A 21,809-nucleotide genomic window follows, 5' to 3' on the forward strand; every position below is an offset into this window, starting at 1 on the left:
AGCATGGTCCCGCTGCCCCAGCCCGCCGACTGGTTCCTCACCGCCAGGTTCCACCTCTGGTACGGCATCGCCTGGCTGGCGGTGGGGATCGGGCCGACGGCGCTGGCCGTATGGGACGCCTCGCGCGCGGACCAGTACGCGGCGGCGGTGCTGCTGCCGCTGCTGGCCGCCGACTACGGGGCCCTGCTGCTCGCGACCCGCCGCCAGGTCCCCGGTCCGCGGGCCGCGCTCGTACCGTCCGTCCTGCTGGCCCTGCTCGGGCTGCACATCGGCGCGGTGTCGTACGTGCTGGAGGGCGCCGCCGCGCTCTTCGTGGTGGCCCTCCCGCAGTTCTGGGTCTTCGCGGCCGGACCCCGGTCCGCGATCAAGCTCAGCGGCCTCGCGGCGGCGTGCACGGCGCTCGGCGGGGTGCTGCCCCAGGGGTGGAGCCCGCACCTGCTCACCGGCAACCTCGTCGCCACCCTCCTCGCCTACGCGGCGGGCGTGGCCATCGGCCGGTGGCTCTACCGCTTCGTCGGCCTGACCCGGGCCAGGGCGGACGCGCTCGCCGCCGAGCTGGCGGACGCGCAGCGCCGGTTGGCCGAGGCGAACCAGCGCCAGGGCGCGGCCGACGAGCGCGAACGGCTGGCCCGCGACATCCACGACACCCTCGCCCAGGGCTTCGCCTCGATCATCGTGCTGGCCGAGGCCGCGCGCTCGGGCGTGCGTACCGATCCCGACCGCAGCGCCCAGCAGTTGGACTCGATCGAGCGGACGGCGCGCGAGAACCTCGCCGAGGCCCGCGCGCTGGTCGGCGCCGCCCCGCGCACCGGCGCCGCGCCCGGCACGCTGGCCCAGGCGCTGCGCCGCACGCTGGACCGGTTCGCCCAGGACACCGGGCTCACCGTCACCGCCGAACTGCCCGACGTGGCCTGCGACCAGCGGACCCGGATCGCGCTGCTGCGCTGCGCCCAGGAGTCGCTGGCCAACGTGCGCAAGCACGCGGGGGCGACCACGGTGGGCGTGGTGCTCGCGGCGCGGCCGTACGGGGTGGAGCTGGAACTCACCGACGACGGGCGCGGGTTCGTGGTCGCCGACGCGGAGGGCTTCGGCCTCGACGGGATGCGCAAACGGCTGGCCGAACTGGGCGGCGAACTCCGGGTGACCAGCTCGCTCGGGGACGGCACCCGGGTGCTCGCCACGGTCCCCACCACCGAACACGAGGAGGCGCGGCGAACATGACGGACACGGCTGACGGGGCTGACCCGCACGGAGACCCGGGTGCCGCCGCCGCTGCGGGGCGCGGGATCCGGGTGCTGGTGGCGGACGACCACACGGTGATGCGCGCGGGGGTGGTCGCCCTGCTGGCCCCGGAGCCCGGCGTGGAGATCGTGGGCGAGGCCGCGAACGGGGCCGAGGCCGTCGCGGCGGTCCGCGCGCTCGCCCCCGACGTGGCCCTGCTCGACCTGCGGATGCCGGTGATGGACGGGGTGAGCGCGACCGAGCGGATCGTCGCCAGCGGGGCGTCGACCCGGGTGCTCATCCTCACGACGTACGACACCGACGCGGAGATCGAGCGGGCGGTGGAGGCCGGGGCGGTGGGCTACCTCCTCAAGGACACCTCGCGCGAGCAGTTGGTGGCCGCCATCGCGGCGGCGGCCCGGGGCGAGACGGTGTTGGCCCCCAAGGTCGCCGAGCGGTTGGTGGCCCGGATGCGCCGGCCGGCGCCGGTCGCGCTGACCGGGCGCGAGCTGGAGGTGTTGACGGCGGTGGCCGACGGCCTGTCCAACGCGGAGATCGGCCGCCGCCTGGTCATCGGCGAGGCCACCGTCAAGACCCACCTGTTGCGGGTCTTCGCCAAGTTGGACGTGAGCGACCGCACCCACGCGGTGGTGGTCGCCCTCGACCGCGGCCTCCTGGTCCGCCCCGACGCGCGCGGCGGGCCGACCGCGCCCTGACTCCCGGCCCCGCGCGGGTGGCGTACGGGGGCGTACGGGACGTGCCGCCGCACGCGGGCGGGGGCGAGGAGTTGCCAGGGCCCCAACCCCCCGTGCGGACGGTCTTCCTGGAGCTGCTGTGCGGCACCGCGCCGGCGGCGGCCCGGGCGTTCACCGAGGCCGCGCGGGTCAGCGCCGGTTCGCACGCCGCGCCGCGGGAGGCGCGGAGCCTGCTGCTCGCTGTCGGGTGTGCCTCCCCGCACCCCCACCCAACCGGGGAAGGCGCCGACGTCCGCTGGGGTGAACTGACAGCATGACGCGGAGGAGGTGCGGCACATGGCCGAAGAAGTGGGGCACGGCAGCAACCCGCGGGTCCAGGACGGCGACATGATCTGCGTGGAAGACAGCGCGTCAGGGTGGGTCAACGGCGTCGAGGGCGTCGTCGCCGGGACGTGGGAGGGCCGGCTACGGATCAGGCTCGTCAAGGAAACGCTACCGGGAGTGCGAGCCGTCCTCCTGGACGAGGACGTGCGATACAGCCGGATCGGGGTGGGCGCGGCTATGCCTCTTTGCTCATCGTGCGGTGGGAGCGGAAAGGTCGAGTGGACCGACGAGGAGGGGTGGGACCACGAAGCACCCTGTCAGACGTGCGGTGGCAACGGTGAAGTGAACTCCTGATCGGCTCCTGATCGGCGCCTTCCAGGGGACGCGCCGGCCAAGGCCCGCCCGGTACCGGGCCAGCCCCGCTTGGCACGCGCCCAGCCCCGCCTGGCATCGGCCTCTCCGCTCCGTCGCGGGGGATCACTTGTCCTGCGGGTAGGTGGCGATGACCTTGCCCTTGGGGTCGGCCTTGAGGTAGCCGGAGCCGTAGGCGTCGGAGAGGTAGACGCTCATGCTCTGACCCTCGTCGAAGACGCTGGACGGGGCGCGGACGACGAGGTAACGGCTGGTGGGCTGGTCGACGCCGAGCACCTGGTCCGCCTTGCGCATCAGCGCAGGCAGGGCGTCCCAGTCGAAGGCGTTCAGGTCCACCGGCTGGGTGCCGGTCGTCTTCGTACCGCCCGCGCCGTCCCGGGACGCCCCGCTGTCCGCGCGGTAGCTGAACCGGTCGTACCGCTTGGTGCTGCCCTTCACGAGCGCCTCGGCCGAGACGTGTTCGGGGTAGACCACGAGGCTGATGACCTTGCCGCTGTCCATCAGGGGCCGCAACTCGGCGAGGGCCCGCCGGATTCCGGCGGGCGTCAGCAGGTTGGTCTCCGGCTGGTCGGCGTCGCCGTCGCCCGCGTCGCCGAACGAGGGCGAGGGCGGGGCGCCCGAGGCGTCACGTTTGGGCGCGGCGGGCCCGGAGGCCGTCGCCGAGGTGCCGGGGCCCGGCGTCTCGCGGGCGGTGGGGGCGCCCTCCTTGTCGTCCGGGCGGGGCAGCAGCACGTACAGCAGGACGCCGGTCAGGACGGCGGCGAGGGCGACCATGCCGACCGTCGCCAACTTCCGGGTACGCACCCGGCGCCGCGCGGTGTCCGGGTCCGGGGCGGACGGCGGACTGATCCGGTACGAGGCGCCGCCACCGAACCCGCCCCGCCCGGCCGTTCCCGTGCCCGTCGTACCCGCGCCGGTCGCACGCCCGCCCGTACCCGCCGTTCCCGCGCCGGTCGCACGCCCGCCTGTGCCCGTCGTTCCCGCGCTGTTCGGGACCGCGTCAGCCGTACCCGTGCTCCCGCTCGTGCCCGCGCCCCCGCGCGCGGCCGGGTCCTGTCCCGCGCCGGGTCTCTCGCCGCTCGGTGGGGCCAGCGGGAACGAGGTGACCGAGGAGTCCCGGACCGGTTCCGATCCGGTCGTCGACGGGTGCGGGCCCGGGCGGGCGCCCGAGGCCGTGTCGGCGGGGCCGGGGGGCCGGGGCGGTGTCGCCCAGGTCCGCGGTGCTCATCGGGCCCGTGGTCCCCGACGCCGACGCCGCGCCGGCGCGTCCGGCCCCCGCCCCGGTCCCTGCCCACGCCGCGCCGCTCGCGCTCCCCGCGCTCGCCGCCTCGCCCTGGGCGATGGCCGTGGTGAGCATGCGGTCGAGGGTGCCGGCGTCCGGGCGGGCGCCCGGGTCGCGGACCAGCAGCAGCGTCAGGATCTCGGTGAGCGGGCCGGCCTTGCGCGGCGGCGGCACCTCGTCGTTGAGCACGGCGGCGAGGGTGGCGAGGGTGTTCCCGCGGCGCAGCGGGTGGTAGCCCTCCACGGCGACGTACAGCAGCATGCCGAGCGACCAGAAGTCGGCGGCGGGGCCGCCGGTCTGGCCACGGACGCGCTCGGGGGCCATGTAGTCGGGCGAGCCGATGATGGAGCCGGTGGCCGTGAGGCTGGTGGACTCGCGGATCGCGGCGATGCCGAAGTCGGTGAGCACCGGCCGGCCGTCCTTGCGCAGCAGCACGTTGGCGGGCTTGACGTCGCGGTGCTCGATGCCGACGGCGTGCGTGGCGCGCAGCGCCGCCAGGATGCCGCTGCCGAGCCGGGCCGCCTCGGCGGGCGTCATCGGCCCCCGGTCCAGGCGGCCCTGGAGCGAGCCGCCGGCGACCAACTCCATGACGATCCACGGGTACGCGTCCTCGCCGCCGTCCACGATGTGGTGGATGGTCACCACATTGGGGTGGTCGACGCGGGCGAGGGCGCGTGCCTCGCGCAGCACGCGGGCGCGCAGCGTGCGGGCGGCCTGCGGGTCGTACTCGGCGAGCGCCGGGTCCGGCGGGCGCACCTCCTTCAGCGCCACGTCACGGTGGAGGGCCAGGTCGCGGGCGCGCCACACCATGCCCATGCCGCCGCCGCCGAGCCGGTCCACCAACTCGAAGCGGTCGTCGATCACTCGTCTCACGATTTCCCCCGGGTGTTCCGCAGTGCGCCAGTGACGCCGTCAACGCCAACAGAAGGATGCGTCATGGGCGGGTCGCCCGGACAGGAGGGTGTGCCGGCGCCCACGCCGGCACACCCGGCCCCGCGCACCGCCCGACGCGGGCCGCTCCGGGGCCGGTGGCGGTTCCGCGATCGGCCCCGCCACCCCTCGCTACCAGGGCAGTTGCCGCCAGGGGCGGTCGTCCCTGGTGAGCAGGTGCTCGGTCACGGACGCCCATCTCTCGCCGTCGTCCTCGGCTTTCCGCTGGCCGAACCGCTCGGTGCCGAGCTGCCAGCACATGCGGCCGGCGAGGAAACTCCTGTCGAATTCCTCCCACGACGCGTACGCCGGCCGCGTCAGCTCCATGACCGCCGCGATCGCCGACCACGCCTCATCGGGAGGGCGGGCGCGCCGTCCAGGATGTGGTGCGAGAAGGCGAAGAAGCCGCTGATCGTGTCGAGCGGGCCTCTGTGTGTTCCTCGGCCAAGGCGAGTCTGGTGGCGGTGGCGGTGGCGGTGGCACGGCGGCGCGCGGCCGGCCGGCCATCGCGCCGGCGCGCGAGGTCTGTTCGGGCGGCCGGTCACGGCACCCGCGCGCGGAACACCGGCCGCCCCCGACCATCCCACGGCGCGTCCGAGCGCCCTCGGGACGCCTGGCGCCCGGCTCGCAACGCCCGGCACCCCGGCACCCCGCCCGACGCAGGTCTGACGAAAGACGTGACGAAGGGGCGCGAAGTCGGCCACATCTGCCCGTACCGCGTCACAGAAAGTAAGAAAGTGACTACCTGTGTCGTCGGCGTCTGCCAGGGTGACTACGGTCCGGCCCCTCTGTGGGGCCGATGGCGCCCTCGCGGAGGTGTGTGGTGCGCTCACACTGGGGCTGGTTGCTGGCCGCGGTGCTCGCCGAGGCGCTCGTCGCCGTGGCCCATGTCCTGCTCGGGGGCGGCGCCTTCGGCGCGCTGCTCGTCGTCGGCCCGCTGCTGGCGGCGTACCGGTTGACCACGGGCACCACCGCGGCGGTCGCCGGCCTCGCGGTACTCCTTGCCGCGGCCCTGCCGTTCAGCGGCGCCGAGGCCACGCAGCCGGCGCGCGCGGAGTACGTCAACGACGTGCTCGCGGCGGCCATCGGCGGGCTCAGCGCGACGCTGGTGGCCCGCGCCCGCACGCGCTCCCAGCACGCCGAGGACCGCACCCGGCGCGGCTACGCCCGGATGCGCCGTACGCACGCCCGCACCCGCCGCGCCTACGCGCGCACGCGTGCGGCGTACGCCTCGACCCGGCACGCGCTGCTGCGCACCCGCCGCGTGCTCGCCCACGTCCAGCGCGTCCACGCGCGCACGAAGCACGCCTGCGACGCGGCCCAGCGCGCGCATCGCGAGGCGATCCGGGCGCTGGCCAGGATGACCCGCATAGCCCAGGTCAGCCAGCAGGCCATCGTGCGCCCGCTGCCCTCGGCCATCGGCGGCCTGACGCTGGCCGTACGCACCCGCTCGGCCACCGAAGACGCCCTGATCGGCGGCGACCTGCACGACGCGATCCTCACCCCGACCGGGCCGCGCCTGATCGTCGGCGACGCCAAGGGACACGGCCTGGACGCGGTCCGGCTCAGCGCGGCGGTACTGGCCGCCTTCCGGCAGACGGCGGCCGACGAACCCGACCTCGTCCGACTCGCCCACACCCTCGACGCCCGCATCGCGGCCGAACTCGGCCCCGAGGACTTCGTCACGCTGCTGCTGGCCGACTTCGCGCCCGGCGAGGTACGCCTCGTCAACTGCGGCCACCCACCGCCGCTGCGCGCCGGCCGGCACCTGGAGCCCCTCGAACCAGCCAGTGCCTCCACGCCCTTGGGCCTCGCGCCCTCGCCGGAGCTGCAACGGGTCGCCCTCGCGCCCGGGCAGCGGCTGCTGCTGTACACCGACGGCCTGGCCGAGGCGCGCGACGCCAAGGGCGACCTGTTCCCGCTCGACCACCAGGTGCACGCCGCGCTGTGCGGCCCGACCTCGGACGCGTCGCTCGACCGGTTGCTCGACCTGCTGGCCGCGCACGCCGGCCCGACCTCCGCCGACGACCTGACCCTGATCCTGGCCGAGCCCGCCGCACACCCCGCCGCCCGCCCCGCCCCGCGACCCGGTCCCGCCACCCCCGCGAGCCCGCCGCGCCCCCGGCGCCCGACCCCCGCACCGGCCACCGAGTGGCAACGCTGCCCACCGGCCTGACCCGGCCCGGCCGTCACCCGGCCCGGCCCGCCCGGCCCGCCCGGCCCATGGGGCTCGTCGGCCTCGTGCGGATCATCGAGGTCATGGGGCGCGTTGGATCGGCCGCACCCCTCCCTTTTCGGTCATGTGCGCGCGGCCGTCGGCGCCCCGCCCGCACCGCCCCCGGCCGCGCTTCCCGGCTCGCCGCGCCGGACCAGGTTTCCCGCCAGATGCGTCCGGGCGACCGCACCGACATCAGGGATGGCCCGATCGAGGCAGGCCAAGTGCGATGGACGCACCGCGAGTTGGCTGGTACGTAGAGCGACCCCCGTAGATGAGGGGAGGGGGTACGGCGAACATCGGCTGAACCGCGCTCGTACCGGCGGGGGTGGGCGTGGCCGCGCGCTACACCCGGTGCGGTACGCACGAGATCAGCCGGATGACCGATGCCGTCCGCACAGGCGGGCCCGTACCGTGGTGTTCCCGCATGCTTTCAGGGCGGGCAACGGGTCAGGCGCGCCCGCCACGCACCGGACCCGTTGGATCCCCGACCGGGGAGGCCCACGTCGCCTCCGCTCCCGGCGGGACGTGTTGGGGGTCCTGGCGTCGCCAGCCGGGACCCTCAACACACGGCCTCCGCCCGGGACTGCCCCGGCGCCCGGCGATCGCCCGCCTCTCGCCACGCACCGCCCCCCCGCCACCGCGCGGGAGCCCCCGCCGAGGAAGGCTGACGAAGGCCGGGGAAGGGCTACTCCACCTCGCGGAGGCGAAGTTCGTCGAGGAAGGACCGCGTCTCCTTCGCCGTCTGCCCCACGCTCGGCCGAGGCCCGGAGGTGACCACCGGCTGGACCGTCACGCTCGCGGCGTCGTTCCCCCAGGCGCAGCGCGCGCTGGTCGTGTCGGCGACCTCGTACCGCACGCACCGCAGGGTGCCGCCGATGGGACCGGGGTCGTAGCTCTTCACCTCGTCCGACGTGACGCGGGTGCCGAGGATCTGCGACACGGCGTCCTCGTCCTCGTTCGGGTCGGATACGCCGATGCTCGGATCAAGGCGCAGGGTGATCGCCAGGGCTTTCCTCTTGTCCGTATTCCGGTACGTGACACGAGCGGCCTTGGTCGTCGGGTCGCGGTTCTCCTGCCACCCGATCCGCTCCCACGCGGAGTCCCCCTCGTCCGCGAGCCGATAGGCACCGAACCCGGTCGGCAACTCCGCCGTGTGCCGCGCCGGCGGTTCCTCGTCGTCCCCGGACAGGAGCCAGACGCCGACGGACGCGGCGGCCACCAGCGCGACCGCGACCGCCCCACCGACCACACGCCGCCGCGCGCGCCGGCGCGCCGCCGCCTCCCGGAGGGCCGCCCAGTCGATGGGCTCGGAGCCGACGCTCTCGGGGCTGGTGGGCCCGGAGCCGGTGGGTTCCTCGCCGGCCTCGTCGGGCCCCACCGGGGTAGTCGCTTGGGACATGTCATCAGTCGGTGTCGCGTCGTTCGGCACGCGGGCTCCCCCTCGGTGTCCTGTGCTGGTCGAACGCGGCGCCCGCGCGGCGCCGCACCCCTCGCGAACGGAGCCCAGCGGGCCAGCCCGTCGCCCGCCCACCGTAGTTCCGGTGATCAACAGCGACCAGGGGCGGCCACGGCCCCGACGAGACCCCTCCCGACCGCCTGGCCGCACAGTGCCAGGAGACGCCATGCCCCGGGGCGGAACGCGCCGTGTGGGCGACCGGATCGCGGAGTGCGCACAACGGAGGACGGGTCTGTGGACGGAAACGTGCGACGAACGGGCGGCTGGGCGCGGTGGGTCACGCGGGACGCGGCCCCGCCGCGCCGGCGCACGGTGATGACCCTCGGCGCGGCCTCGCTGGTCGCCTTCGTCGTGTTGGGCCTGGTGGTGAGCGCGGAAACGCGCCAGGGCTCACCGGCCCGACCGCTCGCGTCCCGGCCCGCCGGCCTGACGCTGGACGTGTCGGCCCCAGGGGCGGTCTCCCCGCGGGGCGTTCCCCGTGCCTCGGCCAAGCAACTCGCGGCGGCCGAGGCACACGCCGACCAGGGCGCCCGACTGTTCGTCACCACGCTGTTCGTCACCCGGGCGAACGGGAGGCTGGAACTGGCGCCCCTGTACGGCACGTTCACGCCCGACGGCCCCCCGACCCTGATCGACACCGAAGGGCGGACGTACGAGGGGGGAATGGACGACTTCCGGGCGCACAACGACCTGTTCGGCGCGGACGACGAGATCACCTACAACCGCGTCCTGGAGACCGGCCGCCCCGGCGGCGTCACCCGGCTGGTGACCACGTCCGGCCACACGCGCCCCGACCAACTGCCGCGCTACGTCAGCGGCGGCGTCGCCCTCGCGGCGGCGCTCGGCGGCACCCTGCTCCTGGCCCGCCGCGCCCGACGCGCCGCCGCCGAACCGACGGCGCCGGCCGAACCGACGGCCGACACGACGGCCACCCTCGTGACGGAGGTCGCCGACGCCACGCCTGTCGCGAACACTGCGGACGCCAAGGTCGACGACCGCGGCGGTAGTGGCTGAGCCAGCCTCGGTGCGGGCTCCGTCGCTTCGAAGGCCAGACGGTGGACCGGCCTGTACGACGCCGATGCTGGAGATGGCCTGGATGTACCGGGGCTCCTGGCCGCGGTGGTGAGTCCCCTGGCGGACGCGGTCACTCCGGCTTTCGTAGCCTCCGCCTGCCATGCGGACAGGGTGAGCGTGCCGAGGTCACTCCGGCACGAGGCGTGTGCCGCCCTGCGGGACGCCGGCGACGAGACTCTCGGTCCTGCTGCCTGACCGCCGCCTTCTCCCGAAGCGAGCGCACTGGCCCGGAACATCGCGCTGCCTCGGAAATTCCGGTGGCGTCCTCCCATTCGCTCGGAGAGGATCACGCGCATGCATTCGACAGTGACGAACATGACCGTGGACTGTGCCAACGCATACCAACTCGCCCTGTTCTGGAGTGAGGTGACCGGTCGTCCACTCGATCCCGAGGACAAACCTGGTGAGGACGAGACGGAGATCGAGCTGGCGGGCGGCCTGGCCCTGCACTTCAACGAGGTACCGGAGCCGAAGGCAGGCAAGAACCGGCTCCATCTGTGCCTGCGTCCCGACACCTCCCGGGACGCGGAGGTCGAACGGCTGCTGGCACTGGGCGCCTCCCTGGTCGCCGACCACCGAAAGCCCAACGGCTGGGGTTGGGTCGTGCTCGCCGACCCGGAGGGCAACGAGTTCTGCATCCTCTGCTCCGAATCCGAACGAGCCGCACTGCTCTCTATGTCCTCGTAGTCCCAGCGACGGGTGATCGGGTGTCACAGCAGAGGCCGGTTGATGCGGTTACGGGGGACGATGGCCACGGCGGCGGTAGTGGCTGAGCCGGGCTCGGTGCTGGTGTCGGCGGCGCCAGCGTGACCAGTGCAGGGTGTGACTGGTCTCGTGCCGGATGGGATGGGCGAGCTTGCTCAGCAACCGGCGGATCTCGTTCACGCTCGGCCTGATCAGGTCACGGTGGCCTCCCCCTTTTCGGCGTCTGTGACTCGGATCGCGGCCAGGTGGGCGGCGGCTGCCCTGGCCAGGGTGAGGTGCCGGTACCAGGCGGGATAGTGCCGGACTTGGTGGTGGTTCAGGCCGGCCTCGTTCTTCGCAGCCTGGAAGCACTCCTCGATCGCCCAGCGTGCTCCGGCGGCGGACCGGACGATCTCCGCCAGCGGGGTACTGGCGGGGGCGTGGGACAGGTAGTAGGCGCGTTCGCCGTCAGCCAGCGATCGCCGGAATACCGTCCGGGCACACCTCGCCGGCCTGCTCGGCCGGCGTCCAGCCGTTCCTACGCTCCAGCGGAGCCAGGAGACCGCGCAGATATTCACCCGCCCGTCTACGCGGTTCCGACCTGCGGAAATACCGGCCGATCCGGCCGTGCAGCGCATCCAGCCCGGCAGCCCGGCGGCGTACCTCGTCAACCGTGATGTCCCCGCCCATGACCAGCGCGACGACCAGCCGTATCACCGGTCACACCAACGGCGGCTGCCGTACTAACCGGCCTGCTGACCGTGTTCCGACTCCGGAAAACGGAGCCCGTCGGCGTTGGCCGTCCACTCGATACCGCCACCCACGGGACGGAGAAAGGCGACACGTTTTCCGTCGACTTCGGGGTCAAACAGGAGATCTTCCACGCTGTGAACCGATTGCAGCACCCCGATCCGATCGGTGAACGGGTCGTACACGCGCTCACCCGGCTTCGGCCCGTGATATCCGGAGTCGGTCATTCTGATGGTCATGCGTCCTCTTTCGCATTCGCGTCGTGGTCGTAAGGAGGTTCGAGTAAGTTCGCGTATCGGGATCGTCACGGGGGTTCTATCCCCCGTTCGGAACAACGCCTCTCTAACGCCCGCTGAATTGCCAGGTGGAAACGCATCCGCAGAAACGCTTCTTGTGCGCTCACGCCGCTTTCGACCGATTCCGCGTACAGTCACCTGCCGCGCCCGCTGACCAGCCGCATCGGCCACGGGACACGGCCGGACAGGTGCCACCACGCCACCCGCCGCGGCGCTTTCTGGCGCCGTCAGGCACGAAACGTGGTCACCACCGTTCCCGACGCGTGAGATGCGCGCGCACTCGCGCTGAGCACGTGTCCAGGCGTTGCCACAACTCGCTCAGTGAAAGGCGCTGTTCGCTACCCGGCGGTAGTTTTTCGGCGGGGGCGGGAGCGGCCGGGTTTGCCGCGTTTCGGATTAACCGTGGAGGGCTTCCTGAACGTGACGACGTTCGTTGCGAACGTCTCTCACTGTGTGTGCCCCAAGCGTTGCGCTCCGATGTGCGGTAAGGCAGGTCTGGGCCTTCGCCAAGCCGTCTCATCAGCCAACGCGAATTGGGCGGTTGTTCCGGTGCGGGACGGCGAGGCCCGGGAGGGTCCGGGCTGTCGGTGGGGGAGGGCCGGAGCCCGGCTCGGTGTTGGCTCGTATGCGACGATCACCGCCACGGTCACCGACAGCGATTCTTCGGGGGGTCCATGCCGCAGCGTGACGAAGGCGGCGACGAGCCGGTCTTCAAGAGGAGCCAATGGGGCACGAACCGGTACGTCTACAACGCCAACAACCCCATCGGCCTTGCGCTGATCATCATCAGTTGCGTCGTGTTCGTCGTCTTCATGTACCTGATACAGGCCCGAAAGGGCCCTTTCGAGCCACCGAAGCAGACGCCCTGGAGCCCGTCGATCAACGAGAACCCGACCTACTCCTGGGACGAGCACGACGAGCACGAGCACGACACCCCGACCGCTGACGCGACGCCGTCCGCTGGCCTGACGCCCTCCGGGGGCGAGTCGCCGAGCGCTGCGCGCTGAGCGGGCGGGCTGGCGGCCGTTTTCCACAACGCGCCACGCATGTCGTAGCAGAGCGTTACGGTGAGTGCTACTGAGCGTTGCCCGTGGCTAGGAGGTTCCCGTGCCAACACCTGGTTCTGCCGAGACCGCCGGATTCCGCCCTTGGGGGGTGCGGCGGATGAGCCCGTACCCGTCGAGGGTGATGATGTCGTTCGCCTCGGTGCGGATCGACGCGCAGACACAGCTCGGAGTGTTCCGCGATGAGCGCGGGCAGGTCGTCGAGATGGGGAAGCACGGGACGAGTAAGGGCACCGAGACGCCCACCGCCACGAACCTCGACTCGCAGCCGGACCAGGGGCACGACCAAGACAGCGCTCAGGACTGATGGCCGCGACGGAGCCCAGGCCCGTCCTGGTGGCTACCGAGGCGGCCGACGTCACGGCGGACATGGTGATCGATCGGCTCAACCAGCGTGGTGTGCCCGTGGTCAGGTTCGATCCCGCCGACATGGCCGGCGGAGAGCTGACCGTCACAGCCCGGTTCGGCGCCGGCGATGCTCCGGTGACAGGGTGGCTACGTACGCCATCGCGTCGCGTCGCCCTGGAGAACGCGCGATCGGTGTACTGGCGCCGCCCCGTCTGGCCCGCCTATGAGCACCTGGACGATGCTGACGCTCGGTTCGCCGCGGCGCAGACGCGCTTTGGACTGGGTGGCGTCCTGCATGCGCTGCAAGGGTGTCTGTGGCTGAACCACCCCCTGCGGAACCTGGCCGCGGACTACAAGCCGCATCAACTCGCCGCCGCTCGACGGATGGGTCTCACGATCGCGCCCACGGTGGTGACCAACGACCCCGACGTGGCGAGAGAGTTCATCGAGGCGCACGGCCAGGTGGTCTACAAGACACTGCGATGGACCCCGTACGAGCGCGATGGCACGGCTATGACGAGTTGGGCCGATCTTGTCAGCGCTGACGAGGTGGATGAGTCGATCCGCGCGGCCCCGCACCTCTTCCAGGCGCGGGTGGACAAGCAGGCTGATGTGCGGGTGCTCGTGGTCGGCCGACGAGTCTTCGCCGTACGGATCGACTCCGATCTGCTGGATTGGCGCAGGGACTACTCCGCGTTGTCCTACCGGGTCATCGATCTCCCCGTGACCCTGTCGGAGGCCCTGCTGGCCTACCTGGAGCACTTCGGCCTCCCCTCGGGGAGCTTCGACATGGCTCTCGGGCGTGACGGCGCCTTCCACTGGCTGGAGCTGAATCCCAACGGCCAATGGGGCTTCCTGGAGGAGGGCACCGGCTTGGACATGGCCGGCGCCTTCGCGGACCTTCTCGTTCAGGGAGAACGCGATGACCCTGTTTGACACGGCGGGCGAACGTCGGGCGCTGGCCGCGCGGTTGGCGCGGTCCGGTGTCCTGTCGAGCTCGGAACTGCGCGCGGCGGTGGAGGACGTGCCGCGCGAAGCGTTCCTGCGACCGGGGGTCTTCCTGCCCGAGGGCGAGGGGCGCTGGCGACCCGTGGTCGCCGCGAGGACGGCGCCTGTGGAGTGGGCTGCCATCGCGTACAGCGACCGGTCGCTGGCCACCCAGCTCGACGGCCACCTGACCGCCGACCAGGTGGACGGATGGGTGCGAGGAACTCCCACCTCGTCCTCCACTGTGCCCGCGACCGTCGTGAGCATGATCGAAGCCCTGGGGCTCACCGAGGGGCACACGGTGCTGGAGATCGGCACTGGCACCGGCTACTCGACGGCTCTGATGTGCCACTGCCTGGGGGAGGACAGCGTCACCACCATCGAGGTCGATCCGCAGGTGGCGACCCGCGCGGACGACGCGCTCGAAGCGGCCGGCTACTCCACCTGGACCGTGACCGGCGACGGGCTCGTGGGCCACCCTCGGCGAGCACCGTACGACCGTGTCATCGCCACCTGCGCGGTCCGCCGCATCCCGTACACATGGATACGCCAAACCAGGGTTGGCGGTCGCATCCTGGCCACGATCGGCTCCTGGGCGTACGGCACCGGCCTGGCCGAGGTCACCGTGCACGGCGACGGCACCGCACGGGGACGGATAGTGGGCCGCTCCTCGTTCATGCAAGCCCGCTCGCAGGCCACTCCGACACACCTGGGGGACCTGGAGGCGCGGGCCGCGTACGCCGACACCGAACGCGCCACGCGGGTGTCGCCCGGCTTGCTGGAGGAGTGGATGCCGGCGTTCCTCGCCCAGCTCGCCGCCCCCGGCAGCCAGTTCGTCCACGGTGCCGACAGCACGGGCACGCCGGTGCTGTACCTGCTCGACAGCGAGCGTGAGTCCTTCGCCTCGTTTCGGGAAGGTGCCGGCGGGTGGGTGGTCAGACAGGGGGGTCCGGTGGCGTTGTGGGACCGCGTCGAGGCCGCCTTGATCGCGTGGCGGGCCGCCGGTAGTCCCGACGTGGACTCGGTCCGGCTTCACATCACCGACCGCACGCACACGTACTGGATCGGTAGCGACGGGACCGGCGGCAGCCTGGTGGAGCCGCCGGGCGGCGCGGTTGATCCGCTGCGTTGGGAGGATCGGGTCGCCTGAGGGCTGTGATCGTCGGCCGCGATGCGCGCGCCGATCCCGCAGCGCGTCGGGGGCGTCAGGAGGAGTAAGGGAAGCAGGAGGTACGTCGCGTAGGCGGGCTCGGGGCTGGTGGACTGGAGCCCGTGGGCGAAACTCGCTGGCGGGCTCGCGTGTGCGCGGCCGAACATGGCGGGATGAGCGAGCGACCCGAGCGGTGGAGTCAGGCGTCCGTCTATCCCGACATGTGGGCGGACCCGGACGACGATCCGCGGAACAACGACGGCGTGAGCCCGGACGGGGAGCTGGCGACGCTGGCGGACTTCCTGTCGGGGTACCGCATGACCCTGCGGATGAAGTGCGAGGGTCTGGACGCGGAGCAGTTGGCCCGGCGGTCGGTTCCGCCGTCCACGATGTCGCTGCTCGGCCTGGTGCGGCACCTCGCCGAGGACGAGCGGGACTGGCGGAACTGGATCAGCGAGGGCGAGCCGCTGCCGAAGCTGTACGGCAGGCGGGACGCGGACTTCGACGAGGCGGTCGCCGACCAGGCCCAGGTCGACGCGGCGTTCGCGGATCTGGAGCGCGAGCAGGCCGCGACCGATGCCGCGCTGGCCCGGCATCCGGACCTCGGCGAGCGGCTGGGGAAGGACGGGATCGCGGTGCGGGAGCTGCTGGTGCACCGGATCGAGGAGTACGCCCGGCACTGCGGCCACGCGGACCTGTTGCGCGAGTGCGTCGACGGGCGGGTCGGCCAGTAGCCCGGCGTGGGGGCGGGGCGCTTCGGCCCCGATGGCGTCGGCGTCCCACCCCGCAGGGAGCCCCGGCCCCGCCCCCGGCTCCGATGGTGATCGGCGTCCGCCCCCGCAGGGAGCCCCGGCCCCCGTCCCCGTCCCCGTCCCCGGACCCGGGCTCGGCCCCCGGCCCCGCCCCCGGGCCCGGGCTCGGCCCCCGGACCCGCCCCCGGGCCCGGGCTCGGCCCCCGGACCCGCCGCCGTGTCACAGGCGGCGATGCTGTCTCGTCCCAGGGTGTGTAAGCCACCGACGAGCACGGAGGAGCACACCATGGACGCGCGACTGAACTACCTGGCCGCCCCGAGCGCCGGCAAGGCGATCAAGCACTTCATGGCGGCGGGGAAGGCGCTCAAGGAGTCGTCGTTGCCGGCCGTGACGCAGGAGCTGGTGGCGTTGCGGGTGAGCCAGATCAACGGCTGTGCGGCCTGCATCGACATGCACACCAAGGAGGCCGCCGCGGCCGGTGAGACGGCGGTGCGGCTGCATCTGGTGACGGCGTGGCGGGAGGCCACGGTCTTCACCGAGGCCGAGCGCGCGGCGCTGGAGCTGGCGGAGCAGGGGACCCGGGTGGCGGACGCGGGCACCGGGGTCAGCGACGAGGTGTGGGCGCGGGCCGCCAAGCACTACGACGAGGACCAGCTCACCGCCCTGGTGATGCTGGTGGCCTTCATGAACACCACGAACCGGCTGAACATCATCGCCCAGCAGCCGGCCGGCGCCTACGAGGTCGGCCTCGCCGACCGCATCAAGGCCGACCTGGCCCGGGGCGAGACGCCCAGCGCTCCGTAGGGCCGTACGACACGACCAGCCCGTACGACAGGCCGCGGCGGCCCGCCCGCCGTACGGTCGCCATGACGTACCCGCCCGTGTCGCGCGCCACGGGCGGGTCGGAGCAGGTGAAGGGGAAGGTGGAGTGGACAAGGTCGAGGAGTTCGAGGAGCTGCGACCGCTGCTCTTCTCGATCGCGTACCGGATTCTGGGCAGCGTGAGCGAGGCCGAGGACGCCGTGCAGGAGGCGTGGTTGCGCTTCGACGGCTCGCCGACCGTGCCCGCGTCGGCCAAGGCGTTCCTGTCCACCACGGTGACCCGCATCGCGATCGACGTGCTGCGCTCGGCGCGGGTGCGACGGGAGGAGTACGTAGGGCCGTGGTTCCCCGAGCCGCTGCTGAACGACCCGTACCAGGACCCGGAGCGCTCGGCCGAGTTGTCGGACTCGGTGTCGATGGCGGCGCTGCTGTTGTTGGAGCGGCTGAGCCCGTTGGAGCGGTCGGTGTTCGTGTTGCGGGAGGTGTTCGCCTTCGGGTTCGCCGACATCGCCGCGGCGGTGGGGCGTTCGGAGTCGGCGTGCCGGCAACTGCTCGTACGGGCGCGGCGGCACATGGCGGCCGGGCGGCCACGGTTCGCCGCGGACCGGCGGGAGCGGCAGGAGTTGGCCACCCGGTTCTTCGACGCCCTGCGCGGGGGTGACGTCGCCGGGCTGCGGGACCTGCTCGCCGCCGACGTGCAGATGGTCGGCGACGGCGGTGGCAAGGCCCCGCAGCTCGCCCGGGCGGTGGCCGGCGCCGACAACGTGGCCCGGCTGTTGGGTTCGGTCATGCCGCTGCTGGCCCGGGTCGAGGTGACGTTCGAGCCGCGCGAACTCAACGGCCAGCCCGGCGCCATCTTCCGGGACCGGGACGGCAGGGTCCTCAACACGCTCGCGCTCGACGTACGGGACGGGCAGGTGCAGGCCATCCGCTCGGTGGTCAACCCCGACAAGCTGGCCCACCTCGGGCCGGTGGCGGACGTCTGGGCCATCGACGACCAGGTCAGGCGGGTGCGGCGGGGGAGGGCCTGACGCCCGGTGGTCCCGGATGGTCCCCGGTGGCGCCCTGGCGGTGCCTGGTGGTGTCTGGTGGTGTCTGGTGGTCCCGGATGGTCTCGGGTGACGCGTGCGGCGAGTGGGCCGGGCTCCCGTTCGCTCCCAGGCGGGTCGTGGGACGGCGCCGACCGGAGCGGGTGCGCCGCACCAGCCGGAGCGGGTGCGCGGCCCCGGCCGGCCGGTCGCGCGGCCGGGGAGCGACTGGTCGTACGGCCGGTCAGGCGGCGTCGGCGGGGGCGCGGAAGTAGTGGCCCTGGTCGAGTTGTTCGAGCAGGCCGGGGTGGGTCGGCTGCCAGCCGAGGAGTTCGCGGGTCAGGGCGCTGGAGGCGGGGGAGTCCAGGCCGAGGAAGGGGCTCAGCCAGGAGAAGTGCTCGGCCGCGGCGTCGGAGGCCACGGGGGCCACCGAGGTCACCGGCAGGTCGAGGTGGCGGCCGATCGTCTCGGCGATGGCGCGGATCGGGACGCCCTCCTCGGCGACGCCGTGCAGCACCGCGCCGGCCGGGGCCCGCTCGACCGCGAGGTGGAACAGGCGTGCCACGTCGACGCGGTGCGCGGCGGGCCAGCGCTGGGAGCCGTCGCCGAGGTAGCCGGATACGCCCGTGGCGCGGGCGGTGGCGATCAGGGCGGCCAGCAGGCCGGGGTCGCCGTCGCCGTGGCAGGTGGTGGCGAGCCGGACCACGCTCGCCCGCACGCCTCGGTCGGCGAGTTCGAGCGCGGCGCGGGCGGTGGCCGACCGGTGGGCGAGCGGCGAGTCGCCGCTGGCGGGCGGGGTGGCCTCGGTCAGCACCGGCTCGGGTGCGAGGCCGGCCAGGCCGCTGGCGAGGACGAACGGCCGGTCGGAGTGGGCGAGCGCGTCGCCGAAGGCGTCGACGGCGCGGCGGTCGGCCGCGACGGCGCCCGGGTAGTCGCCGGCGAAGGCGGTGTCGTGCTTGAACGCGAGGTGGATCACGCCGTCCGCCCCGTCCGCCGCGTTCCGCAACACGTCGAGGTCGTCCAGGGTGCCGCGGACGACGTCGACGCCGGCCGCGCCGAGCGCGGCGGCGGAGGCGTCGGAGCGGGCGAGCCCGGTGACCTGGTGCCCCGCGGCGAGGAGTTCGGGGACGAGGGCGGAACCGATCCAACCGGACGCGCCGGTCACGAAGATGCGCATGGCAAGAACCCCAGACGTTGAGTGGCGACTGATGTCAGTCAGTGTCATCAACGTAGCACCTGATGTCAGGGACTGTCGTCGCGTAGGATCGGCCCATGGGACGATGGGAGCCGGACGCGGGTGGTCGCCTGGCACGGGCGGCGTTGGAGCTCTACGCCGAGCGGGGCTACGAACAGACCACGGTCGCGGAGATCGCGCAGCGGGCCGGCGTCACCGAGCGGACCTTCTTCCGGCACTACGCGGACAAGCGCGAGGTGCTGTTCGGCGCGTCGGACGAGATGTACGAGGTGCTGGCGAGCGCGGTCGGCGCGGCGCCACCGGCGGCGACGCCGCTGCGGGCGCTGACGGCGGGGCTCGTGGCGCTGGCCGGGATCTTCGCCGAGCAGCACGAGCACGCCCGGCAGCGGCAGGCCGTCATCGCGGCCAACGCCAGCCTCCGCGAGCGCGAGTTGACCAAGCTGGCGGCGATGGCCACCGCGCTCGCCGACGCCCTGCGCCGGCGCGGCGTCGCCGACCCGGCCGCGACCCTGGCCGCCGAGGCGGGGATCGCCACCTTCAAGGTCGGCTTCGAACTGTGGCTCGCGGGGCCCGAGGAGGCCGATGTGACGCAGGTGGTGCGGGAGGCGCTGGACGAGCTGGGGGGCGTGTTCGCGCGCGGTTAGCGGTCGCCCAGCTCCGTGGCCGCGAGCGCGGCCAGGTGGCGGGCCGAGTGTCGGGCCGGGCTTCCACCGGCGGGCCGCGTCGCCGGCGGGTCGTGGCTGACTCCCACGGCCGTACTACGGTTGGCCCACCATGCCCGAGCTCTTCGGAATCAACCATCTGACGCTGTCCACGACCGACCTCGACCGGCTCGTGACGTACTACACGCGACTGCTGGGAGCGGCGCTCGCGTTCGAGCGCGCCGCGACCGCGTCCGATCCGCGGATCGCGGTCGTCGATGTCGGCGGGGACGACCACCTCATGATCGTCGAGACTTCCACCGCCTCCACCGCCTCCACCGCCTCCACCGCCTCCACCGCCTCCACCGCCTCCACCGCCTCCACCGCCTCCACCGCCTCCACCGCCTCCACCGCCTCCACCGCCTCCACCGCCTCCACCGCCTCCACCGCCTCCACCGCCTCCACCGCCTCCACCGCCTCCACCGCCTCCACCGCCTCCACCGCCTCCACCGCCTCCACCGCCTCCACCGCCTCCACCGCCTCCACCGCCTCCACCGCCTCCACCGCCTCCACCGCCTCCACCGCCTCCACCGCCTCCACCGCCTCCACCGCCTCCACCGCCTCCACCGGCCTCGACCCGCTGGGCAGGGCTGGCTGGGGCCTGCGGGTGGGCTCGTACGCGCACCTGTGCGAGGTGCGCGAGCGCCTGGTGGCCGCCGGGTCGCCGGTCGGAGAGATCGAGACGCTGCCCACGCAGTGGACGATGGCGGCCCGCGACCCCGACGGGCGCCCGGTGGACGTCCGGGCCCACCGCCCGCGCGTCGCATAGCCGCCGCCCGTCACCGACGGGCATTCTCGCGCCGTTGTCGGCGATTGTCGGCGGTATTTCCCCGGTGCCTTTGCGCGGTCCCGTACACCGGGCCGCGCGCTAAACGCGGCCCCGGGGTCGGGCGAATACCCGGCTCACCGGGGAGGGGAAGTCCGGGCCCGCCGGGAGGAAACGGCCGGCCCGGCGGGCGGGAAATGCCCGGCCTTACGGGATGGCTCGCAGGCGTTCCATGTGGTCCTCGCCCCACTGGCCGAGCGGGGTGAGGGCCGTGAGGAGTGTGTGGCCGAAGTCGGTCAGCGAGTACTCCACCTTGGGCGGGACCTGCTGGTGGACCTCGCGGTGCACCAGGCCGCTGGCCTCCAGTTCGCGCAGGTGCAGGATGAGCATGCGCTCGCTGATGCCCTCCACCGAGCGGCGCAACTCGCCGAACCGGAGCGGCCCTTCGCCGAGCCAGAACAGGATCAGGCCCTTCCATTTGCCGCCCATGACGTCGATCGCGGCGTCGAGGCCACAGGTGTAAGTGCGCTTCTTCATCGGCTCTTCCCCTCACAAAAATGTGGGTACCCGACAGAATTGTAGGTACTTGCCGAAGTGGCGGCGTGCCGCGCAGCATGGAACAGCCCCCGCACCGCGCACCCCGCGAATCCGCGTACTGGCGCGACTATTCCGTGCGGAGGCACCGGTGTTGAGCCCCTTTGTCGGCTCCCGGTAATGCGGCGTCTGGCAGGAGCAACGCAATGACCGAGCAGGACCGTACGACGGAGCAGGACCGTACGACGGAGCAGGACCGTACGACGGAGCAGGACCGTACCCCCGTGACCGTCGTCGGCCTCGGCTCGATGGGCAGGGCGCTGGCGGAGGCGTTCCTCGCGGCCGGATACCCGACCACCGTCTGGAACCGCACCCCGGCCAAGGCCGCGCCCCTCGTGGCCAAGGGCGCCGAGCACGCCCCCACGGTGGGCGCCGCGGTCGCGGCGAGCCCGCTGGTCATCACCTGTCTGACCACGTACGAGAGCACCATCGAGGCCCTGGAACCCGCCGCCGAAGCGCTCCGGGGACGGGCCCTGACCACGCTCAACAGCGGTTCGCCGGCCGGGGCGCGGCAGATGGCGGAGTGGGCGCGCGGGCACGGGGCGCGCTATCTGGGGGGCGCGGTCAAGAACGTGCCGTCCGCCGTGGGCGCCCCGGACACGCTGCTCTACTACGGCGGAGACGGCGACGCCTTCGAGGAGTTCGCGCCGACGCTGCGGGTGCTGGGCGGCGACACCGTCTACCTCGGCGCCGACCCGGACCTGGCGGCGCTGTACGAGATGGCGGTGGGCGGCACGCTGCTGCCCGCGCTCGTCGGCTTCTTCCAGGGCGCGGCGGCGCTCCAGGCCCGTGGCCTGCCGGTCGCCTCGATGGTGCGGTTCAGCACCAAGTGGTTCGAGATGATCAACTCGATCCTCCCGGTCTTCGCCGACGAGATCGACCGGGGCGAGTACGGCGATCCCGCGTCCTCGGTGAACCTGTTCCTGGCCGGGGCGGCGCACGACGCGGAACTCGGCGCGGAGGCCAACCTCGACGTCACCTGGCACGAGCCCTTCCACGACCTGCTCAGGCGGGCGGTCGAGGCCGGCCACGGCGACCACAGCATCTCCGCCCTGACGGAGGTGCTGAAGCTGCCGGAGCCGGGGCGGGCCGGGTAGCGG

The 21,809-nt window shown here is 73.2% G+C and carries 25 protein-coding genes and 2 pseudogenes; 18 read left to right on the plus strand and 9 right to left on the minus strand.

Translation table 11 applies throughout. The features are described from left to right. Positions 1 to 3: 3 nt before the first annotated feature. The 4 genes from H7H31_RS18135 (at position 4) to H7H31_RS18150 (ending at position 2,594) form a co-directional block, all read left to right on the plus strand. A complete protein-coding gene (locus H7H31_RS18135; RefSeq protein WP_187061069.1) occupies positions 4 to 1,221 on the plus strand; it encodes a sensor histidine kinase in 1,218 nt (405 codons plus the stop codon). Then, positions 1,218 to 1,937 carry a response regulator gene (locus H7H31_RS18140; protein WP_187061070.1) on the plus strand — a complete coding sequence of 240 codons (720 nt, stop codon included), beginning with the start codon at positions 1,218 to 1,220 and terminating at the stop codon, positions 1,935 to 1,937. Before H7H31_RS18135 ends, H7H31_RS18140 begins: the two co-directional genes overlap by 4 nt. Positions 1,938 to 2,029: 92 nt before the next feature. Continuing rightward, positions 2,030 to 2,233, plus strand: a complete 204-nt coding sequence (locus H7H31_RS18145; protein WP_187117968.1) for a hypothetical protein — start codon at positions 2,030 to 2,032, stop codon at positions 2,231 to 2,233. A 19-nt stretch (positions 2,234 to 2,252) separates the two neighbouring features. Beyond that, positions 2,253 to 2,594, plus strand: a complete 342-nt coding sequence (locus H7H31_RS18150; protein ID WP_222623759.1) for a hypothetical protein — start codon at positions 2,253 to 2,255, stop codon at positions 2,592 to 2,594. Positions 2,595 to 2,717: 123 nt separating this feature from the next. Here the strand turns inward: H7H31_RS18150 and H7H31_RS18155 are convergent, their stop codons facing one another. The 3 genes and pseudogenes from H7H31_RS18155 to H7H31_RS34620 all read right to left on the minus strand — a co-directional run bounded on the left by H7H31_RS18155 (position 2,718) and on the right by H7H31_RS34620 (position 5,406). Next, positions 2,718 to 3,416: a hypothetical protein gene (locus H7H31_RS18155; protein ID WP_187061073.1), complete on the minus strand. Its 699-nt coding sequence runs from the start codon at positions 3,414 to 3,416 to the stop codon at positions 2,718 to 2,720. A gap of 543 nt (positions 3,417 to 3,959) precedes the next feature. Then, positions 3,960 to 4,710 (minus strand): annotated as a pseudogene (locus tag H7H31_RS18160) (serine/threonine-protein kinase); the annotation flags it as partial. A gap of 246 nt (positions 4,711 to 4,956) precedes the next feature. Further along, positions 4,957 to 5,406, minus strand: a complete 450-nt coding sequence (locus tag H7H31_RS34620) for a DUF1266 domain-containing protein (protein ID WP_308284225.1) — start codon at positions 5,404 to 5,406, stop codon at positions 4,957 to 4,959. 241 nt (positions 5,407 to 5,647) lie between these two features. Here H7H31_RS34620 and H7H31_RS18170 point away from each other — a divergent pair, with 241 nt between their 5' ends. Continuing rightward, a complete protein-coding gene (locus H7H31_RS18170) occupies positions 5,648 to 7,000 on the plus strand; it encodes a PP2C family protein-serine/threonine phosphatase (RefSeq protein WP_187117969.1) in 1,353 nt (450 codons plus the stop codon). Positions 7,001 to 7,727: 727 nt separating this feature from the next. On the opposite strand, the gene H7H31_RS18175 is transcribed toward H7H31_RS18170, so the two are convergent. After that, positions 7,728 to 8,441: a hypothetical protein gene (locus H7H31_RS18175; RefSeq protein WP_187061139.1), complete on the minus strand. Its 714-nt coding sequence runs from the start codon at positions 8,439 to 8,441 to the stop codon at positions 7,728 to 7,730. A gap of 303 nt (positions 8,442 to 8,744) precedes the next feature. Between H7H31_RS18175 and H7H31_RS18180 the strand changes: the two genes are divergently transcribed. The 3 genes from H7H31_RS18180 to H7H31_RS18185 all read left to right on the plus strand — a co-directional run bounded on the left by H7H31_RS18180 (position 8,745) and on the right by H7H31_RS18185 (position 10,259). Continuing rightward, positions 8,745 to 9,512 carry a hypothetical protein gene (locus tag H7H31_RS18180; protein ID WP_187061140.1) on the plus strand — a complete coding sequence of 256 codons (768 nt, stop codon included), beginning with the start codon at positions 8,745 to 8,747 and terminating at the stop codon, positions 9,510 to 9,512. Positions 9,513 to 9,590: 78 nt separating this feature from the next. Next, positions 9,591 to 9,767 (plus strand): ACT domain-containing protein, encoded by a 177-nt coding sequence (locus H7H31_RS35030; protein WP_390857207.1) that lies wholly within the window; start codon positions 9,591 to 9,593, stop codon positions 9,765 to 9,767. 99 nt (positions 9,768 to 9,866) lie between these two features. Further along, positions 9,867 to 10,259, plus strand: coding sequence for a VOC family protein (locus tag H7H31_RS18185; protein WP_187061141.1), 393 nt, complete (start codon positions 9,867 to 9,869; stop codon positions 10,257 to 10,259). A 209-nt stretch (positions 10,260 to 10,468) separates the two neighbouring features. On the opposite strand, the pseudogene H7H31_RS34045 reads toward H7H31_RS18185, so the two are convergent. From H7H31_RS34045 to H7H31_RS18195, 3 genes and pseudogenes are all read right to left on the minus strand, one after another. Next, a pseudogene (locus H7H31_RS34045) lies at positions 10,469 to 10,741 on the minus strand (IS701 family transposase); the annotation flags it as partial. Then, a complete protein-coding gene (locus tag H7H31_RS18190) occupies positions 10,725 to 10,973 on the minus strand; it encodes a hypothetical protein (protein WP_187061142.1) in 249 nt (82 codons plus the stop codon). The gene H7H31_RS18190 and the pseudogene H7H31_RS34045, both read right to left, overlap by 17 nt. Before the next feature lie 26 nt (positions 10,974 to 10,999). Further along, the gene (locus H7H31_RS18195; protein WP_187061143.1) at positions 11,000 to 11,245 is read right to left on the minus strand and encodes a hypothetical protein; all 246 of its coding nucleotides are present in this window, start codon (positions 11,243 to 11,245) and stop codon (positions 11,000 to 11,002) included. Positions 11,246 to 11,976: 731 nt separating this feature from the next. On the opposite strand from H7H31_RS18195, the gene H7H31_RS18200 reads away from it, so the two are divergent. From H7H31_RS18200 to H7H31_RS18230, 7 genes are all read left to right on the plus strand, one after another. Continuing rightward, on the plus strand, positions 11,977 to 12,309 hold the full coding sequence (locus tag H7H31_RS18200; RefSeq protein ID WP_187061144.1) for a PIG-Y family protein: 333 nt from the start codon (positions 11,977 to 11,979) through the stop codon (positions 12,307 to 12,309). Between the two features lie 100 nt (positions 12,310 to 12,409). Beyond that, on the plus strand, positions 12,410 to 12,673 hold the full coding sequence (gene tgmA, locus H7H31_RS18205) for a putative ATP-grasp-modified RiPP (protein WP_269475456.1): 264 nt from the start codon (positions 12,410 to 12,412) through the stop codon (positions 12,671 to 12,673). Next, a complete protein-coding gene (tgmB, locus tag H7H31_RS18210; protein ID WP_187061146.1) occupies positions 12,673 to 13,650 on the plus strand; it encodes an ATP-grasp ribosomal peptide maturase in 978 nt (325 codons plus the stop codon). The genes tgmA and tgmB overlap by 1 nt, the downstream gene beginning before the upstream one ends. Further along, the gene (tgmC, locus tag H7H31_RS18215; RefSeq protein WP_187061147.1) at positions 13,637 to 14,851 is read left to right on the plus strand and encodes an ATP-grasp peptide maturase system methyltransferase; all 1,215 of its coding nucleotides are present in this window, start codon (positions 13,637 to 13,639) and stop codon (positions 14,849 to 14,851) included. Before tgmB ends, tgmC begins: the two co-directional genes overlap by 14 nt. A gap of 173 nt (positions 14,852 to 15,024) precedes the next feature. Further along, on the plus strand, positions 15,025 to 15,585 hold the full coding sequence (locus tag H7H31_RS18220; protein WP_187061148.1) for a DinB family protein: 561 nt from the start codon (positions 15,025 to 15,027) through the stop codon (positions 15,583 to 15,585). Positions 15,586 to 15,889: 304 nt separating this feature from the next. Continuing rightward, a complete protein-coding gene (locus H7H31_RS18225) occupies positions 15,890 to 16,408 on the plus strand; it encodes a carboxymuconolactone decarboxylase family protein (RefSeq protein ID WP_187060038.1) in 519 nt (172 codons plus the stop codon). Between the two features lie 124 nt (positions 16,409 to 16,532). After that, positions 16,533 to 17,456 (plus strand): RNA polymerase sigma-70 factor, encoded by a 924-nt coding sequence (locus H7H31_RS18230; protein ID WP_187060039.1) that lies wholly within the window; start codon positions 16,533 to 16,535, stop codon positions 17,454 to 17,456. 241 nt (positions 17,457 to 17,697) lie between these two features. Here H7H31_RS18230 and H7H31_RS18235 read toward each other — a convergent pair whose 3' ends face one another. Next, positions 17,698 to 18,630 (minus strand): SDR family oxidoreductase, encoded by a 933-nt coding sequence (locus H7H31_RS18235; protein ID WP_187060040.1) that lies wholly within the window; start codon positions 18,628 to 18,630, stop codon positions 17,698 to 17,700. Positions 18,631 to 18,725: 95 nt separating this feature from the next. Here H7H31_RS18235 and H7H31_RS18240 point away from each other — a divergent pair, with 95 nt between their 5' ends. Together H7H31_RS18240 and H7H31_RS18245 are read left to right on the plus strand one after the other, a co-directional pair. Next, positions 18,726 to 19,292: a TetR/AcrR family transcriptional regulator gene (locus H7H31_RS18240; RefSeq protein WP_187060041.1), complete on the plus strand. Its 567-nt coding sequence runs from the start codon at positions 18,726 to 18,728 to the stop codon at positions 19,290 to 19,292. Between the two features lie 130 nt (positions 19,293 to 19,422). Continuing rightward, complete coding sequence (locus tag H7H31_RS18245) at positions 19,423 to 20,118, plus strand: VOC family protein (protein WP_187117970.1); 696 nt, start codon at positions 19,423 to 19,425, stop codon at positions 20,116 to 20,118. A gap of 204 nt (positions 20,119 to 20,322) precedes the next feature. Here H7H31_RS18245 and H7H31_RS18250 read toward each other — a convergent pair whose 3' ends face one another. Then, complete coding sequence (locus tag H7H31_RS18250) at positions 20,323 to 20,652, minus strand: winged helix-turn-helix transcriptional regulator (protein WP_187059830.1); 330 nt, start codon at positions 20,650 to 20,652, stop codon at positions 20,323 to 20,325. Positions 20,653 to 20,855: 203 nt separating this feature from the next. Between H7H31_RS18250 and H7H31_RS18255 the strand changes: the two genes are divergently transcribed. Further along, positions 20,856 to 21,806 carry an NAD(P)-dependent oxidoreductase gene (locus H7H31_RS18255; RefSeq protein ID WP_187059831.1) on the plus strand — a complete coding sequence of 317 codons (951 nt, stop codon included), beginning with the start codon at positions 20,856 to 20,858 and terminating at the stop codon, positions 21,804 to 21,806. The last annotated feature ends 3 nt before the right edge of the window (positions 21,807 to 21,809 follow it).

Origin of the sequence: Streptomyces buecherae (assembly GCF_014295035.1) — a bacterium.
Classification (GTDB): Bacteria; Actinomycetota; Actinomycetes; order Streptomycetales; family Streptomycetaceae; genus Streptomyces; species Streptomyces youssoufiensis.